Source organism: Mycobacterium sp. MOTT36Y, assembly GCF_000262165.1.
In the GTDB taxonomy this organism is placed as follows: Bacteria; Actinomycetota; Actinomycetes; order Mycobacteriales; family Mycobacteriaceae; genus Mycobacterium; species Mycobacterium intracellulare.
On the sequence record NC_017904.1, the window covers coordinates 5,048,361 to 5,064,454 of the forward strand.

A 16,094-nucleotide genomic window follows, 5' to 3' on the forward strand; every position below is an offset into this window, starting at 1 on the left:
TACAGTCCTTCTATATGGAACGATTACCCTATATCGACGAGCATGCCATAACCCTCGACGCGAACCGCGCAGACACGTGGTCGGCGCTGCTGCGGGTGATGTGCCGCGACCCGCATGACGCGACGACCGTGCCGGTCGGCTTCGTCCTGGACGAAGCGCGCGCGCCGGCGCGGTTCGCGCTGAAGGGCCGCCATTGGTTCGCGGTCTACCGGTGGGTCTTCGAGCTCGACGAACTCGACGGCGCCGCCCGCACCCGGCTGCGCGCGGCGACCTGGGCCGCGTTCCCGGGCATCCACGGGAAGGCGTATCGGGCGCTCGTCATCGGCACCGGCGCGCACCGCGTCGCCGTAAGGTGGACGCTGAAACGCGTTGCGGCAAGGGTTCATTCACGCAGGACTCCGGTCCCGTGACGCCGGGCCTGACGTGGGGGGTCAGGCCCTGGGAGCGAACGACACCGCTGCCCGGCGACGGCGTCCTGCCCTCGGCCGGCGTCCGGGCCGACCGCGCGATCAGCGTCGCCGCGCCCCCCTCGATCGTGTTCGGTTGGCTGTGCCAGTTGCGCGTGGCGCCTTACAGCTACGACAGCCTCGATAACCTCGGGCGCCGCAGCCCCCGCCGGCGCGACCCCGAGCTGACGCGCCTTGCGGTCGGGCAGCGATTCATGACCATCTTCGTCTTGCGGTCGTTTCTCGACGGTCGGCAGATCACGTTGCAATCCAAGGGTGTGGCCGTCACGTATGCGATCCGCCCCGAAGGGGAGGGCTCGCGGCTGCATGCGCGCGTGTTGTTCGCCGGGCCTCGGCTCCTCGCTCAGGCCCTGGCGCTGGGTGACCTGCTGATGATGCGCAAGCAGTTGCTCACGCTGAAGTCATTGGCCGAGACCGAAGCCGACCACCGTCGGATTCCAGCTCTCACACCAGCGCGCTCCCATCCCAGAACGGGCTCAACCCACCCCAGACGCGGTTGGTGATGTGGTGGTCGAGGGTCCGCGTCGCATCGATGAGTGGGTGATCTTCACCGAGCACACGTCCACCGTCATCGATGAGCTTTCGGGTGCGCGCCGCGGCCGGGTCGAATTCGTGGCCGTTCCATAGCCACCAGGCGAGGTAGTACCTCCATTGCAACGTTTCGATGTGATCGTTGCCCAGCCTGCGGGCGCTGCGGGCGAGCGCCCTTTTCACCTCCACCGCGTGTTCCATGAGATCCACGCGATCGGAGCGTTGTTCGTCGGCGTCTTCGGCGACTTTGGCCACGGCGTCGTCGTCGAGATTGCCCGGGGCCATCCAATCCCGCCCGGGCATGACATCGATTTCGCGGTCTTCGGATTCGGCGTCGACGAAGAGATCGAAAGCAATGTTGCGGGTCTCGTTGACGCTGTCCTCCCATTCGGCGCGGGCGGCGCCGAGTCTCTGGGCAGCCTCGACCGTCACGGAATGCTGCTCGCCGAGAACGCGCGCGAGATCCTCGGCCAGGACCTCCCATTCGGAAACTCGCTCGACCTCGTCGGCAGTCTCCGGTGTCCAGACAGCGCGGTTGTAGCGCGCGATCAGCGTGTGCTCGTGGTCGTGGCCGAGCGTGTTCTGCAGGGCCACGATCAGCTCGTCGAACTCGTTGAGGGTGTGATCGTTGATACCCTCGGCCTCCCCCAGCCACGTCAGCCGCGACAGTTGCGCGGCCAGCGTGTGGGGATGATGTTCGCCAAGCAGACGCCGGCGGTAGCCGACGACGATCAACGCGTCGGTGCTGGCGCCGAAGGGGTCCCCGAGGTCGTGGCGCGCTTGGGCCACCCCGAAGGCGGCCGCCAAGGTCAATTCGTTACGGGGGCCGAATACCCGAGTCTCGGCGCCGCACAACTGCACCCAGCGCAGCAGCCGGGCGGCGGGATCAGCGCCGACATCCTCGGCGGTCGCCAAAGCGTGGGTAACCCACAACGTGTCCGCTTGCTCGGCGCCGAGTACCCGGGTCATCACCGGGACGAGCTCGCGCAGCTCATCGACGCTGCCCTCTTCGCCGCGGTGGTAGCGCCAAATCGCGACCAGCCCCGCCACGCCAAGGGTGGAGGGATGTTCGTCTCCGAGTGTTTCGCGCCTGACGGCCAGCACCTGGCCCGGCATCGTGGACGGCACCGAGGCTGTCCCCGGCGGTCCAGCGCGCGGACGCCAGCGCGAGCAGCGCGGTCAAGGTTGACTCGTGATGGGGCCCGAATGTGGCAAGCGCCGAGCGCCATTCCGTGTCGGCGCCCGCAACCGGATCGGCCGCGTCGGCGGGTTGATCTGGGCCGTCAGACATGTGCACTCCTTTTCGTCATGCCAGTCTCCGGCTCCCGTGCCCGCGCCGCCAGTCACCGGCGGTAAGGACTTTGCAGCCGCGAACCGGCCGCGGCGATAGGTTGGTCCGCATGACCGAGCATCCAACGGCCCTGCAGATCGTCGAGGGAATCGATTTGTCCGGCAAGACATGTGTGATCACCGGCGCGTCGTCGGGACTGGGCCGCGAGTCGGCCCGGGCGCTGGCCGCCGGGGGCGCGCACGTCATCCTGGCCGCCCGCAACCCCGATGCGCTGGCGGAGACGGCCCGGTGGATCGCGTCCGAGGTTCCGGCTGCCCGGACGTCGACGGTATCGCTCGACCTCACCGACCTGTCCAGCGTGCGGGCGGCGGCGAGCGCGGTCGCCGGCATCACGCCGGTCGTCGACGTGTTGATGAACAACGCCGGCGTGATGTTCACACCCTTTGGCCGGACCCGGGACGGCTTCGAACTGCAAATCGGGACAAACCATTTCGGGCATTTCGAGCTCACCCGGCTGCTGATCCCCCAGCTCACCGCCGCCGGCGCCGCCCGGGTGGTGATCCTGTCGTCCGGTGGCCACGTGATGGGTGACGTCGACGTCGACGACCCCAACTGGGAGCGTCGCGAATACGACAAGTTCGCCGCCTACGGCGCCTCCAAGACGGCGAACGTCCTGCATGCGATCGAAGCCGACCGGCGCCTGCGCGACGCGGGAATCCGCGCCTACGCCGTGCATCCGGGCACCGTGGCGACCGCGCTCGCGCGGTACATGTCGCGCTCGGACTTCTCCGCGCTGCGCAGCCTCGTCGCCGAAAACAGCCGCGAGCCCTCCGACGGCTTCCTCGATTTCGTCATGCCCGAACACGGTGCGGCGACGCAGGTATGGGCCGCGGTAAGCCCCGACCTCGCCGGCCGCGGCGGGGACTACCTGGAGGACTGCGGGATCGGTGAGGCAGCGCCGCACGCTCGCGACGAGCGGCGCGCGGCGCAACTGTGGGAGCTCTCCGAAAGGCTTTGCACCGCACGATGACTCGGTCACGGTTCGGGAAGCGGTACCCAATCCCGGGAAACCCGGGCGGTGAAATTCGGTGCGCGGTGGTCCAGGAAGGCGGCGACGCCCTCAGCGGCGTCGGCGCCGCCCATCACCCGCTCGTGCAACCGGGTCTCCAGCGCGGCGACCTGCCGTGGCGTGTAGTGATGGATCGCGCTGTCCCACAGCAGGCGTTTACACAGCGCGGCCGACATCGGCGCCACGTTGAGCGCGATGTCGCGGGCCACCGTCAGCGCGTCGTCGAGGACCCGCTCGCCGGGCAGGGCCCGGTTGGCGATCCCGAGCGTCACGGCCTCGGCCCCGCCGAACGTCCGGCCGGTGAGCAGGATGTCGGCGGCCACCCCCAGGGTGGTCAACTGGGCCAGCGTCCAATGCGCCATGCAGTCGGGGATCACGCCCCGCCGTACCTGCACCACACCGTATTTGGCGTCCTCGGCCAGGATCCGGATGTCTGCCTGTAACGCGATCGTGAGGCCGATTCCGATGGCGTGGCCGTTGACCGCGGCAATCACCGGTTTGCGCAATTCGAAGGCCGCCGGGGTGATCGGCGACGCCGAGAACGTGCCGTCAGCGGCGGGCGCATCGAAAGGGCTTGCGTCACCGGAGAAGTCGGCGCCGGCGCAAAAGGCGCGCCCCGCCCCGGTCACCACGATGGCCCGCACGTCGTCGTCCTCGTCGCACTCCCGGTACGCGCGGCTCAGCAGGGCGCCCATCTCGGCGGTGTAGGCGTTGAGCTGTTCGGGGCGGTTGAGCGTGAGTACCGCGACGCCCGAGTCGATTTCGACCGTCAGGTCATCGCTCATGGCAGGGCCGGCGCCCGGTGCAGGGCCCCGATCAGGTCGGCGATGTCGGCGTCGCGCGGCGTGTAGCCGGGGAAGTAACAGCACACCTCCCCCGCGTGCTCGCCGAACCGGCCGGCGATCTGCCGCGCGCATTCCTCGGGCGTTCCGACGATCCCGATCCGGGCCACCATCTCGTCGCTGACCAGCCGGCGCATCTCGGCGAAGCGGCCCTGCTTGGACAGGGCGTTGAGCTCGGGCTGGACATCGTCCCAGCCCTCGACCTGCAGCACCGGCAGGTAGGCCGGCGTCGAGCCGTAAAACGCGATGAGGGACGCCACCCCGTTGACCGCGGCCGCCAGATCCGCCTCGTCGCGGCCGACGGCAACCATGGCCTGGGCGATGACGGTGAACTCACCGAACGCCCGGCCCGAACGGCGCAGCCCCTCGGCAATCGCGGGCACGGTGCGTTCGGCGAAATGGCGGGCGCTGTTGAACGGCATCACCAACAATCCGTCGGCGACCTCGGCGGCGGTGCGGGTCATCACCGGGCCCAGCGCGCCCAGCAGCACCGGCGGCGGGCCGAACGGGTTGGGCCCGGGGTTGAAGTTGGGCGCCATCACGGTGTGCGTGTAGAACTCGCCGCGAAAGTCCAAGCGGCCCTGGTTTTCCCACGCGGCGAAGATCGCCTTGATCGCGGCGATGGCCTCGGCCATACGGGCCGCGGGCTTGTCCCATTTACTGCCATAACGCTTTTCGATGTGCACCTTGATCTGGGAGCCGAGGCCGAGGCGGAACCGCCCGCCGCTATAGCACTGCAGGTCGTAGGCCGAGTGCGCCAGGTGCAACGGGCTGCGCGGCGGCGCGATCGCCACGTTGGTCATGAGGTCCAGGCCGGTCGTGCCGGCGGCGAGGAGCAGCGGGAAGAAGACGTCGTGCTGGCCTTCGAACGTGAACAGGCCATCCGCGCCCGTCGCGGCTATGTCGGCGGCGCTGGCCGCCGCACCCGCCGGTGAACCGTCCACCTGCAGGTGAACCTTCATCGTAAGCTCCTGTCGCGCAGTTCTATTCGGAGAGCTGAAACTCGACCACCTCGGCGACCGCGTCCACGGCTTCGCTCAGCGCGGCGAGGCGCTCGGCGGCCGTTGGGGCCGCCAGCACCGTGTAGCGGTCGGCCGTGCCGATCGGGATGCGCGAGGCCAACGCGAACAGGCGCTCCCCCGCCGGGGCCTGGGGGTCGTGGCCCAACAGCACCTCGCGGCCGGGCAGGGTGATCCCGCGCGCCTGCGCGATCCGCTCGAACAGGGCCACCGCGCGGTCTTCGACGTCGAGCAACTGGGCCGGCGAGACCTCGGGTCCCGGCTCGTCGGGCCATAGCGTGATCCGCGCCCGCGGATAGGGATCGTCGGGCAGCCATTCGCGCACCCGGATCCGTTCGCCGGTCCGGCAGCGCAGCGCGTACAGGCCGGCGCCCTGGTCGACGCATTCGGTGATCCGCGACAGCACGCCGACGTCGCAACGCTCATCACCGCCGCCCACCTCGCGCCCCCGCGCGATCAGCACCACCCCGAACGGGTCGCCCGCGTCCACGCAATGCCGCACCAGCGCCCCGTAACGGGGCTCGAAGATCCGCAGCGGCAGGTCCTGGTCGGGCAGCAGCGCCGACTCGAGCGGAAACATCGCCAGCTCAAGGGATTCCATCATCAGATTTCCAGCTCGGACACCAGGGCGTCGACGACCGCGCGCAGGTCGCCGTCATGTTCCTCGGCCACCCGGCGCTGGCGCTGGTAGGAGGCGCCCTGCCGGGGTATCTCGGCCACCGCGGCGAGCTCGTCGACGCAGTTCAACTTCTTCGCGACCGGCTCCAGCCGGTTCAGCACGTCGTCGAGATCCTCGGTGACCAATCGCTCGTTGCTGTCGGCGTCCAGGATGATCACCGCGTCCAGGCCGTAGCGCGCCGCGCGCCATTTGTTCTCCTGGTTGTGCCACGGCGGCATGCTGGGCAACGACTCGTCGGCTTCGAGCCTGCGGTCCAAATCGACCACCAGGCAATGCGTGAGAGCGACCAGCGCGCCCAGCTCCCGCAGGTTGGACACGCCGTCGCAGATCCGCATCTCGAGCGTGCCCAGGTGCGGGGAAGGCCTGATGTCCCAACGGACTTCGTCGACGTGGTCGATGATGCCGGTCTTCTTCTGGTCGTAGACGAATCCCTCGAACTCCGACCAGGTCTGGAACTGAAACGGCAGCCCGGCGGTGGGCAGCTGCTGAAACATCATCGCCCGGTTGCTGGCGTACCCGGTGTCCACGCCGGTCCACCACGGTGAGGACGCCGACAGCGCCAACAGGTGCGGGTAGTAGTTCAGCAGCGACGTCATGATCGGCATCACCTTGTTCGGCGAGGAGATCCCGACGTGCACGTGCACACCCCAGATCAGCATCTGCCGTCCCCACCACTGGGTGCGCTTGATCAGCTCGGCGTAGCGCGCGCCGGCGGTGAGCTTCTGGGTGGTCCACTGCGCGAACGGATGTGCGCCGGCGCAGAAGAGCTCCATGCCCCGATCCCGCACGATGCGTCGCGCCGGGCCCAGGGTCTGCCGCAGGTCCTCCATCGCTTCGCCCGCGGTTTGGCAGATGCCGGTGACGACCTCGACGGTGTTGCGCAGCAATTCCTTGTGCACACGCGGGTTTTCGCCGATCTCGGCGATCACCGCGGTGGCTTCGTTGCTCAGGTCGCGGGTCTGCGCGTCGACGAGCGCGAACTCCCACTCCACCCCGATGGTCGGCCGTGACGAACGGGCGAAATCGATGCGCGCGTCACGCCTTTTAGCCGGCACCGATGACACCGCATGCCACCCGCTTGCCGGCGTCACCGGTGCTCTTCGTCGTCTCGTCGGGGCCCGGCGTGCCGTTGGTCTGGTTGTAGCGCTCGGCGGGGATGTTGGCGAAGTTGTCCGCGTCGGCGTGAATGATGATCGCGGTCTTCTGCCCGGTGAGCAGGTCCTCCATGGCGAAGGCATCGGTGGTGGTCACCAACGTCCCGGAACCGTCTTTGCGCACCTGCAGGGAGGTCAGGTCCCCGCTGGCGGGTTCGGTGGCGTGTCCGGGCACCTGGAAGTGCCCACCGGCGGACAGGAAGTCGCCGGGCGCACCGCCGTTCGGGGCGACCGAGTTGGGCTCGCACTTGCCCACCTTGTGGATGTGGACGCCGTGAAAGCCGGGCGCGAGTACGCCGTTGGCGGTCGTCTCGATGGTGACCGTCGCGTAGCCGTTGTTGAATTCGAACTTGGCGATCGCGACCTGGGTGCCGTCCGGTGCCTTCAGGTGCGTGGTGACGGTGGGCACCTCCGCCGGCCCCGCCTCTGCGGCCTTGGCGCCCGACGGCGACGGCGATCCCGTCCAGATCGCGGGCGTGGTGCCCGGGACGGACGACGCGTACTGCGGCGTCGAGCAGGCGCCCAGCAGCGCGGCGCAACCGGCCAGAACCAGGGAGGGGGGCAGCTTAGGCATAGCCAGCAGCCTATCGCTTATCTAGCCCGCGACGAGGACGATGACACCCGGCGGCTCCCCGCTCAGCGCGGGAATGCGCGGTTCGACGGGGGCGCCCAGCTTCTTGCCGATCGCGTCGGCGGTGGCGTGTTCGTCGTCGGCGTCGGTGTAGTAGACCGTGGTGGCCGAGACGTCGGGCACGGTCATGTTGTCGACCTTGGTGACCTTGAAGCCGGCGGACGTCAGCTGGTCTCCGGTGCGCGCGGCGACGCCCTCTTTGGTGGAGATGTTGTACACCTGCACCTCGGCCTGGGTGGCGGCCGGCTTGTTGCTCGTCGACGTGGCCGACGCGGTGGCGGTCGCGCTCGGTACCGGCGACGCCGAATCGTCGTCAGAGCTCCCGGAGGTGCCCAGCGCCTGCCAGCCGAGCAGCAGGAAGATGACGCCGAGGAACAACAGCACCATCACCATGGCCCGCAAGGGCAGCCCAGTGGAGTCGGGAACTCGTTCTTTCATCGAGCCCTACTGTAACGAGTCAGGTCACCTCGAAGCCGAGACGCCGCGCCGCCCGTGCCTTCTGCCTGCTGGCGCGCAGCCGGCGCAGCCGTTTCACCAGCATCGGATCGGCCGCCAGCGCCTCAGGCCGGTCAACGAGCGCGTTGAGCACCTGGTAGTACCGCGTCGCCGACATCGAGAACAACTCCTTGATGGCGTCTTCCTTCACACCGGCGAACTTCCACCACTGGCGTTCGAAGGCCAGGATGTCGTGTTCGCGGCGGGTAAGGCCATCGGCGACCTCAGAATCGTCCCCCGATCGATTTGCCCGCGCCATGGCGCTGTCCATATTGCTTCCCCTGGACCCTTTCGGCGAATTCCGAACTGCTCGAATGACTTGACTTAGCTAAGGGCGTGTTTCGGCGAATATTGAAACACGCCCCAAACCCTCAAGCCGTCATCCAGACCCGCGAGTCGGCCGATTGGCCTAATTGCCCACCCCGAAGATCGGCGGCTGAGCAGCCCACGGGCGTGCGGTAGCTTAGCCGACCATGGCAGTCGTTCCGATCCGCATTGTGGGAGATCCCGTCCTGCATACCCCGACGAAACCGGTGCCCGTCGCTGCCGACGGTTCGCTGCCCGCCGAGCTGCCGGCGTTGATCGCCGACCTGTACGACACCATGGACGCCGCGCACGGGGTCGGCCTGGCGGCCAACCAGATCGGGGTCGGCTTGCGGGTCTTCGTCTACGACTGCGCCGACGAACGCGGGCGCACCGAGCGCCGGCGCGGCGTCGTCGTCAATCCGGTCCTGGAAACCTCCGAGGTACCCGAGACCATGCCCGACCCGGACAACGACGACGAGGGCTGCCTGTCCGTCCCCGGCGAGTCGTTCCCCACCGGCCGGGCGAAGTGGGCGCGGGTCACCGGGCTGGACGCCGACGGCAACCCGGTCACCCTCGAGGGCAACGACCTGTTCGCCCGCATGCTGCAGCACGAGACCGGACACCTCGACGGCTTCCTGTATCTGGATCGCCTCGTCGGCCGGCATGCCCGCAGCGCGAAACGCGCCGTCAAATCCCACAACTGGGGCGTCCCCGGCCTCTCCTGGATGCCCGGCGAGGGACCGGACCCGTTCGGTCACTGATGATCTCGTGGCCGGCCCTGGGAACGCGGGTGATGGTTCGTTACCGGCTCGCCGAAGGATCGGTACCGCCGTTGACCGACGCGGTGGGACACCTGCTGGCGGTCGACCCGGTAGTGCGGCTGCAGACCAAAACGGGCGCGGTCGTCGAATGTTCGCCCGCCGATGTGGTGATGCTGCGGGTGCTGACCTTCGCCCCGGTGCGCACCTCCGACATCCGCGCGCTCGAGCACGCGGCGGCGATGGCCTGGCCCGGCGTCGAACACGCCTGGCTTGAGGGCTGGCTGCTGCGGGCCGGCTCCCCAACCGGCAAGGGCACCGAGCTGCCCGCGAATTCGGCGGTGCCGCTGGATCTTTCGGCTCGCCTGGGTACCGTACCGGCGATCGTGGACTGGTACGAGCGCCGCGGCCTGACACCGCGGCTGGCGATACCCGATCGGTTGTTGTCGGTGCCGACCGGTTCGACGGGCGAACAGCCCGAAAGCGTGCTGGTGCGCGACGTGTCGGAAACGGCCGCGCGCGAACCCGACCCGTCCGCCGGCCTCTCGGCGCGCCCCGACGATGCCTGGCTGTCGATTTTCGGGCCCGAGGTCGACGTCGACGTGCTCACCGCGGTGGGCAACGGCGAGCTCATGTTCGGGACACTGGGCGGCGCGGCGGTCGCGCGTGCCGCGGTGACCGACGCCCCCGACGGCGCGCGCTGGGTCGGGCTGTCGGCGATCCGCGGCGACGACCGGGCCGCGACGGCCTTGTGCGAAGCGTTGTTGGCGTGGGGCGCCGGTCGCGGCGCGGCGCGCGGCTACGTCGCCGTCCCCGACGCCGAGGCCGACACCGGGTGGCTGGGCTTCCGGCTGCACCACCACCGCCGCTACTTCCCGGTCCGGCAGGGCGCCTGAAATGCGGCTCGCCACCTGGAACGTCAATTCGATCCGCTCCCGGCTGCCGCGCGTCCTCGACTGGCTGGCCCGCACGGACGTCGACGTGCTGGCCATGCAGGAGACCAAGTGTTCCGACAGCCAGTTCCCGACCCTGCCGTTCTTCGAACTCGGCTACGAGGTCGCCCACGTCGGTTTCAACCAGTGGAACGGCGTGGCGATCGCGTCCCGCGTCGGCCTCGAGGACGTGCAGATCGGATTCGACGGCCAGCCGACCTGGAGCGGCAAGCCGGAGGTCGCCGCCGTCGCGGAGGCCCGCGCACTGGCCGCCACCTGCGGCGGCGTGCGGTTGTGGAGCCTCTACGTTCCCAACGGCCGCGCGCTGGGCGACCCGCACTACGCGTACAAGCTCGATTGGCTTGCCGCGCTGCGTGATTCGGCGGAAGGATGGTTGCGCGACGACCCCGGCGCCGCGATCGCGCTGGCCGGCGACTGGAATATCGCTCCGCAGGACGACGACGTGTGGAGCATGGAGTTCTATGCCGGCGCCACGCACGTCTCCGCACCGGAGCGCCGCGCGTTCAACGCGATCGTCGAGGCGCAATTCACCGACCTGGTACGGCCTTTCGCGCCGGGGCCCGGCGTCTACACGTACTGGGACTACACCCGGCTGCGGTTCCCGAAGCGGCAGGGCATGCGCATCGACTTCATCCTGGGCTCACCGGCATTGGCGAGTCGCGTGACCGACGCGCGGATCGACCGCGAGGAACGCAAAGGCAAGGCCGCCAGCGATCACGCGCCCGTGCTCGTCGATCTGCGCGTCGACTGACGCCGCGACCCGGCGTAGGCTAACTGGCAGCGCAATTCCGTAGATCCCCTCAACTGTGCGATCCACGGTATACATGAAAACAGCGAACGCGAATTGCATGAATACGAAATTGGGCCAGGGAGTCAACATGGGTGTCGTCGACGGAGCGGTTCGCAGCGTGGGGCGAACACTGAATCGTGCGGCATCGGTCACCACCTCCACTGCCGGCGCGGTCGGCGGAGCGGCGGTGAACGGTGTCGTCGGCGGCATCAAGGGCGCCGCGGACGGCATTCAGCAGGGCATCAGCAAGGGCAGCAAATCGACGACGGCCGCCGCGGTGGGCCTGGGAGCGCTCGGCGCCATCGGCCTGATCGAGTGGCCGGTGCTGCTCGCGGTCGGCGGCGGGGCGCTGGTGTTGCAGCGGATCGCCCGCCAGCAGAAGGAGTCGGCCCCGCCGTCCAGGGCAAAGCTGACGACGGTGCCGACCAAGCCCGAACCCGAGCCCCAGACGCGCAAATCGCCGCCGCAAAAGGCCCCCACCAAGCGGGCGGCCGCCAGTAAACCGGCCAAGAAGGCCACCGGCCGCCGCGCCGGCAGCGCCGCGCTGCGCAGCACCAACTGACACGGAATCCTTACTGAACCCTTGAGTATCACAACGTCTCTGCGACGGTCGCTGCCGTCGCGACTGATTTCTGCGGGCCTACAGGCGACAACCGAGCTGGCGCGAGCCGGGATCGAAACCGGTATCGACGTCGCGACGATCCCCCTGCGCGAGGGGGCCAAGGCGCTGTCCGGCGAACTCTCCCGCGCCACGTTGCGCCGGCATTGCTGGCGTGGCAACGGCCGCGCGTGGATCGAGGTACGCGGGCTGGCGGACGCGGCCGACGGCCCACTCGGTCCGACCGTGCTCGAGGCGATCCTGGCCCATCCCGGCGTGGCGTCAGCAAAGCTGAATCGTCCCCTGTCCCGGGTGGTCGTGGACCTCGACGACCCGGACACCTCGCTGAGCGACCTCTGCCGCGTCGTCGAGGAAGCCGAAAACCGTTGCCCGACAACGCAAGATGCCGGCCAGGCGTCGGCGAGCCTGCCGGGCGACGGCCTGGTGCTGGCGACCAGGGCGGTCACCGTGGCCGCCAATGCGGCCGGGCTGGGTGTCGCGCTCTTCGGCCGGGCCACGCGGCTACCCCGGCTGCCGGTCACCATCGCCGCGGGCATCACGTTCTTCGACTACCAGCCCTGGCTGCGCCGTCGGCTCGAAGACCGCATCGGCGGCCCCGCCACCGACACCGTGATGACGCTGGTGCAGGCGACCAGCCAGACGCTCTCCCAGTCGCCGACGTCGCTGTCGCTGGGGCTGACGATGCAGTCGCTGAAGGTCGCCGAGTGCCGCGCCGAGGCACGAGCCTGGGAACAGCATGAGCCCGAGCTGGCGCGCCACGCCGACCAACCGCTGTCCCCCCGCTCGCCGCGGCCGCAGCCGTCGAGGGGCATGGAGCGCGCGCCCGGTCGCTTCGCCCTCCTTCAGGCGCTCAGCGCCGGCGCGATCGGCGCCGGCACCCGCAACCTGAACATGGCCGCCACCGCGGTGCAGGTGACCACCCCCAAGGCCAACCGGACCACCCCCGAGGCGTTCGCCGCGACGCTGGGCCGCGGCCTGGCCGAGCGACATTCGGTGTTGCCGTTGCGGCCCGAAAGCCTGCGCCGGCTGAACAAGGTCGACACCATCGTCATCGACCCCCGCGTGTTGTGTACCGACACGTTGCGGGTGTCCCGCATCCGCGGCGCGGACGACAGCGAGCTACCCGCGGCCTGGAATCGCGCCCAGCTCATGCTGGAGAACAGCGGCCTGCGCGCCGGCTGGCGCAAGGTGCCCGGCATATCGAGCGGCCGGTCCGGTGCACAGGTCAAGGCGCTGTTCCTGCCGGCCCACGATCCGCTGGCCTCCGCCGTCGTCGGCGAGGCCAACCGCGCCGGGGCGCAACTGGTGACGGTCGACCACGAGTCGCTCGACGAGTTGCGGCCGGCGTTCGACGAGGTCCGGCCGCTGAAGAGCGGGACCGACAAGTCCATCGACGACGCGCTGGCCGCCGCGGTGGACGACCTGCAGGAGGCCGGCCGCACCGTGGCCGTGCTGTCGTCGACTGCCGCACAAGCCATTTCGTCGGCGCATCTGGCGCTCGGCGTGTTGCCGCAGGACGGCGTGGGTGCCCCGCTGTGGAACGCTGACCTGCTGTTGCCGGACCTTCAGGCCGCCTGGCGGGTGCTGCACGCGCTGCCCGCGGCCGCCGCGGCGACCCAGCGCGGCATCGGGATTTCGGCCGGTGCCACCGCGATGGGGTCGCTGTTCATGATCCCGGGCGTGCGGGGCAACCTCGGATCCGAAACGGTGAACGTCGGCGCGGCGGCCGGTCTGCTCTCGGGATACCTGCTCGCCCGCGGGGTCCTGGGCGCGGACACCCCACGCCCGGCGGCCACGCACGAATGGCACGCGATGTCGGTCGAGCAGGTCCGTAAGGCGTTGCCCGAGCAGGATTCCGCGGCGCCCGTCCCGACGGAGCGAGGCACCCCCGCGGCCCTGCGGCTGGCGGAGACGCCCGCGCAGGCGGTGTGGCAGCTCGCCAAGGCGGTGCGCGCCGAATTGTCCGACCCGCTGACCCCGGTGATGGCGCTCGGCTCGGCCGCCAGCGCCGTGCTCGGTTCGCCCGTCGACGCGATGTTGGTCGGCACCGTGCTCACCGGCAACTCGATCCTGGCCGCCGCGCAGCGGCTGCGCGCCGAGAAGCGGTTGAGTTATCTACTGGCCCAACAGACTCCGCCCGCCCGGAAGGTCATCGGCGGCCCGGACGGCGCGCGCACGTACACGCTCGTCGACGCCGCGCAACTGCGGCCGGGCGACGTCATCGAGGTGCGCACGCACGAGGTGGTGCCCGCCGACGCCCGCGTCATCGAAGAGGTCGACGTCGAGGTCGACGAATCGGCGCTCACGGGCGAATCGCTGTCGGTCGAGAAGCAGGTCGAGGCGACGCCCGGCGCGCCGCTCGCCGAGCGTCGCTGCATGGTGTTCGCCGGGACCACCGTGGTGGCCGGTACCGCCCTGGCCCTGGTGACCGCGGTCGGGCCCGACACCCAGCAGCGCCGCGCCGCCGACCTCATCTCCGGCGAGCTGTCCTCCGACATCGGTCTGCAGCACCAGCTCGGCCAGCTGACCACCAAGGCGCTTCCGGTGAGCATCACCGGCGGCGCGCTGGTCGGCGCGCTCGGGCTGTTGCGCCGCCTCCCCCTGCAGCACGCGGTCGGCAGCGCCATCGCCATCGCGGTCGCCGCCGTCCCCGAGGGAATGCCGCTGGTGGCCACGCTGGCCCAGGCGTCGTCGGCGCGACGGCTCACGAAGTTCGGTGCGCTGGTGCGGGTTCCGCGCTCGGTGGAGGCGCTCGGCCGCATCGAGGTGGTGTGCTTCGACAAGACCGGGACGCTCAGCGAAAACCGCCTGCGCGTCTCGCAGGTCCATCCCGCGCCCGGGTACTCGCGCGAGGAGGTGCTGCGCTGCGCCGTGCACGCCGCGCCGGTGACCAACGGCGGCACCCAGGTGCACGCCACCGATGTCGCCATCGTCGAGGCCGGTTCGGCCGTTGACGGCTCGGCGTCCGCACCGCCGACCGCGCACCTGCCGTTCCGCTCCGGCAGGTCCTTCTCCGCCTCGGTGACCGGCACCGAGCTGACCGTCAAGGGCGCGCCCGAAGTGGTCCTGGCCGCCAGCGGGGACACCGGCGCGATGGAAGGCACGGTCGCCGAACTCGCCGCCGGCGGCCTGCGCGTCATCGCGGTGGCGCGCCGCGAGCTGACCGCCCAACAGGCCCGGGCGATAGCGGAAAACCCCGATGACATCGCCGAGTACTGCACCAGCGGGTTGACGTTGACCGGCTTCCTCGGCCTGTCCGACACCCCGCGCGCCGAGGCCGCGAAATTGCTCGCCGACCTCGGCGGCCTCGGGGTGGGCGTGAAGCTGATCACCGGTGACCATCCGATCACCGCCAAGGCCATCGCCGCCGAGCTGGGGCTCAACGTGACCGCCGATCAGGTGATCAGCGGCGCCGAATGGGAGGCCTTGTCGCGCAAGGACCAGGAGCGCGTCGCGGCGGAGCGGGTGATCTTCGCCCGCATGACACCGGAGAACAAGGTCCAGGTTGTCCAGGCGCTGGAGAACGCGGACGTGCGGACGGCGATGGTGGGCGACGGCGCCAACGACGCCGCCGCCATCCGGTCCGCCACGGTCGGCATCGGCGTGGTCGCCCATGGCAGCGACCCGGCGCACCTGGTGGCCGACGTGGTGCTGGTCGACGGCAGGATCGACGCGCTCATGGAGGCCATCCGGGAAGGACACCAGCTGTGGCGGCGGGTGCAGTCGGCGGTGTCGGTGCTGCTCGGCGGCAACGCCGGCGAGGTGATCTTCGCGATCATCGGCAGCGCGATCACCGGCACGTCGCCCCTGAACACGCGCCAGCTGCTGCTGGTCAACACGATGACCGACGCCCTGCCGGCCGCCGCGCTCGCGGTCAGCAAGCCCAGCGGCCCGATCGACCCGCGGCTGCGCGGCGCGGATCAGGCCGCGCTGTGGCAGGCGGTCACCATCCGCGGCGTCACCACGGCGGCGGCGACGACGGCGGCGTGGGCGATGGCGGGCCTGTCCGGCCCGCTGAGTAGTCCGCAACGCGCCTCGACCGTCGCGCTGGTCGCGCTGGTGGGGACCGAACTGGGCCAGACGCTGGTGGAGTCTCAGGCCCCGCTGGTGGTGCTCACCGCGCTGGGTTCACTCGGCCTGGTGGGGGTCCTGATCAGCACGCCAGGCGTCAGCCAGCTGCTCGGCTGTACGCCACTCGGACCGTTCGGCTGGGCCCAGGGCCTGGGCGCCGCCGCGGCGGCGACGGTCGCGACCGGCGTGCTGTCACGTGCGCTGACGGGTCGGGACAAATCAAACCCGGAGCCGCCGCCGGATCCCGCCGAGCCTCCCGCTCCGAGTTCCGAATCTCGACCACCCCGGCGCGCCACAACAGCGCATAGAGTTCCAGTAACGGCACCCTGAGCACCGAAGCAATCGACGAAACTAGCGGATCGCCCCCGGTGCCTGTCATCGTCGACATAGGTCCGACGTTGTACGCGTGACCCAGCGAG

General features: G+C 70.0%; 16 protein-coding genes and 1 pseudogene. 8 read left to right on the plus strand and 9 right to left on the minus strand.

Going from position 1 to position 16,094, the window contains the following annotated elements; genetic code table 11:
* Nucleotides 1-14 precede the first annotated feature (14 nt).
* Nucleotides 15-410, plus strand: coding sequence for a hypothetical protein (locus W7S_RS23105; RefSeq protein WP_008261344.1), 396 nt, complete (start codon nucleotides 15-17; stop codon nucleotides 408-410).
* Nucleotides 407-970 carry a hypothetical protein gene (locus tag W7S_RS23110; protein ID WP_008261346.1) on the plus strand — a complete coding sequence of 188 codons (564 nt, stop codon included), beginning with the start codon at nucleotides 407-409 and terminating at the stop codon, nucleotides 968-970. Before W7S_RS23105 ends, W7S_RS23110 begins: the two co-directional genes overlap by 4 nt.
* Here the strand turns inward: W7S_RS23110 and W7S_RS23115 are convergent.
* Nucleotides 912-2,126: a hypothetical protein gene (locus W7S_RS23115; protein WP_020823657.1), complete on the minus strand. Its 1,215-nt coding sequence runs from the start codon at nucleotides 2,124-2,126 to the stop codon at nucleotides 912-914. The genes W7S_RS23110 and W7S_RS23115 overlap by 59 nt on opposite strands.
* 272 nt (nucleotides 2,127-2,398) lie before the next feature.
* On the opposite strand from W7S_RS23115, the gene W7S_RS23120 reads away from it, so the two are divergent.
* On the plus strand, nucleotides 2,399-3,319 hold the full coding sequence (locus tag W7S_RS23120) for an SDR family NAD(P)-dependent oxidoreductase (RefSeq protein ID WP_008261350.1): 921 nt from the start codon (nucleotides 2,399-2,401) through the stop codon (nucleotides 3,317-3,319).
* Nucleotides 3,320-3,324: 5 nt separating this feature from the next.
* Here W7S_RS23120 and W7S_RS23125 read toward each other — a convergent pair whose 3' ends face one another.
* The 7 genes from W7S_RS23125 to W7S_RS23155 are packed head-to-tail and all read right to left on the minus strand — an operon-like array spanning nucleotide 3,325 to nucleotide 8,449.
* Nucleotides 3,325-4,143 (minus strand): enoyl-CoA hydratase-related protein, encoded by an 819-nt coding sequence (locus W7S_RS23125; RefSeq protein WP_008261356.1) that lies wholly within the window; start codon nucleotides 4,141-4,143, stop codon nucleotides 3,325-3,327.
* Nucleotides 4,140-5,162, minus strand: coding sequence for a TIGR03617 family F420-dependent LLM class oxidoreductase (locus tag W7S_RS23130; RefSeq protein WP_008261357.1), 1,023 nt, complete (start codon nucleotides 5,160-5,162; stop codon nucleotides 4,140-4,142). The genes W7S_RS23125 and W7S_RS23130 overlap by 4 nt, the downstream gene beginning before the upstream one ends.
* Nucleotides 5,163-5,184: 22 nt before the next feature.
* Nucleotides 5,185-5,823: an LON peptidase substrate-binding domain-containing protein gene (locus W7S_RS23135; RefSeq protein ID WP_008261358.1), complete on the minus strand. Its 639-nt coding sequence runs from the start codon at nucleotides 5,821-5,823 to the stop codon at nucleotides 5,185-5,187.
* The gene (locus tag W7S_RS23140; protein ID WP_008261359.1) at nucleotides 5,823-6,953 is read right to left on the minus strand and encodes a glutamate--cysteine ligase; all 1,131 of its coding nucleotides are present in this window, start codon (nucleotides 6,951-6,953) and stop codon (nucleotides 5,823-5,825) included. Before W7S_RS23140 ends, W7S_RS23135 begins: the two co-directional genes overlap by 1 nt.
* The gene (locus tag W7S_RS23145; protein ID WP_008261360.1) at nucleotides 6,943-7,626 is read right to left on the minus strand and encodes a superoxide dismutase family protein; all 684 of its coding nucleotides are present in this window, start codon (nucleotides 7,624-7,626) and stop codon (nucleotides 6,943-6,945) included. The genes W7S_RS23140 and W7S_RS23145 overlap by 11 nt, the downstream gene beginning before the upstream one ends.
* Nucleotides 7,627-7,647: 21 nt before the next feature.
* Nucleotides 7,648-8,121, minus strand: a complete 474-nt coding sequence (locus tag W7S_RS23150) for a LytR C-terminal domain-containing protein (protein WP_050989397.1) — start codon at nucleotides 8,119-8,121, stop codon at nucleotides 7,648-7,650.
* A gap of 19 nt (nucleotides 8,122-8,140) precedes the next feature.
* Entirely contained in the window at nucleotides 8,141-8,449 is a 309-nt protein-coding gene (locus W7S_RS23155) for a DUF3263 domain-containing protein (protein ID WP_008261362.1), read from the minus strand.
* Nucleotides 8,450-8,651: 202 nt separating this feature from the next.
* Between W7S_RS23155 and W7S_RS23160 the strand changes: the two genes are divergently transcribed.
* The 5 genes from W7S_RS23160 to W7S_RS23180 all read left to right on the plus strand — a co-directional run bounded on the left by W7S_RS23160 (nucleotide 8,652) and on the right by W7S_RS23180 (nucleotide 16,005).
* Nucleotides 8,652-9,245: a peptide deformylase gene (locus W7S_RS23160; RefSeq protein ID WP_008261364.1), complete on the plus strand. Its 594-nt coding sequence runs from the start codon at nucleotides 8,652-8,654 to the stop codon at nucleotides 9,243-9,245.
* Nucleotides 9,245-10,138 carry a hypothetical protein gene (locus tag W7S_RS23165; protein WP_008261366.1) on the plus strand — a complete coding sequence of 298 codons (894 nt, stop codon included), beginning with the start codon at nucleotides 9,245-9,247 and terminating at the stop codon, nucleotides 10,136-10,138. Before W7S_RS23160 ends, W7S_RS23165 begins: the two co-directional genes overlap by 1 nt.
* Before the next feature lies 1 nt (nucleotide 10,139).
* Nucleotides 10,140-10,946, plus strand: coding sequence for an exodeoxyribonuclease III (locus W7S_RS23170; RefSeq protein ID WP_008261368.1), 807 nt, complete (start codon nucleotides 10,140-10,142; stop codon nucleotides 10,944-10,946).
* Nucleotides 10,947-11,073: 127 nt separating this feature from the next.
* On the plus strand, nucleotides 11,074-11,547 hold the full coding sequence (locus W7S_RS23175) for a hypothetical protein (protein WP_008261371.1): 474 nt from the start codon (nucleotides 11,074-11,076) through the stop codon (nucleotides 11,545-11,547).
* Nucleotides 11,548-11,568: 21 nt separating this feature from the next.
* Entirely contained in the window at nucleotides 11,569-16,005 is a 4,437-nt protein-coding gene (locus W7S_RS23180; RefSeq protein WP_008261375.1) for a cation-translocating P-type ATPase, read from the plus strand.
* Here the strand turns inward: W7S_RS23180 and W7S_RS27920 are convergent.
* Nucleotides 15,986-16,063, minus strand: a pseudogene (locus W7S_RS27920) (hypothetical protein); the annotation flags it as partial. The gene W7S_RS23180 and the pseudogene W7S_RS27920 overlap by 20 nt on opposite strands.
* Nucleotides 16,064-16,094 lie beyond the last annotated feature (31 nt).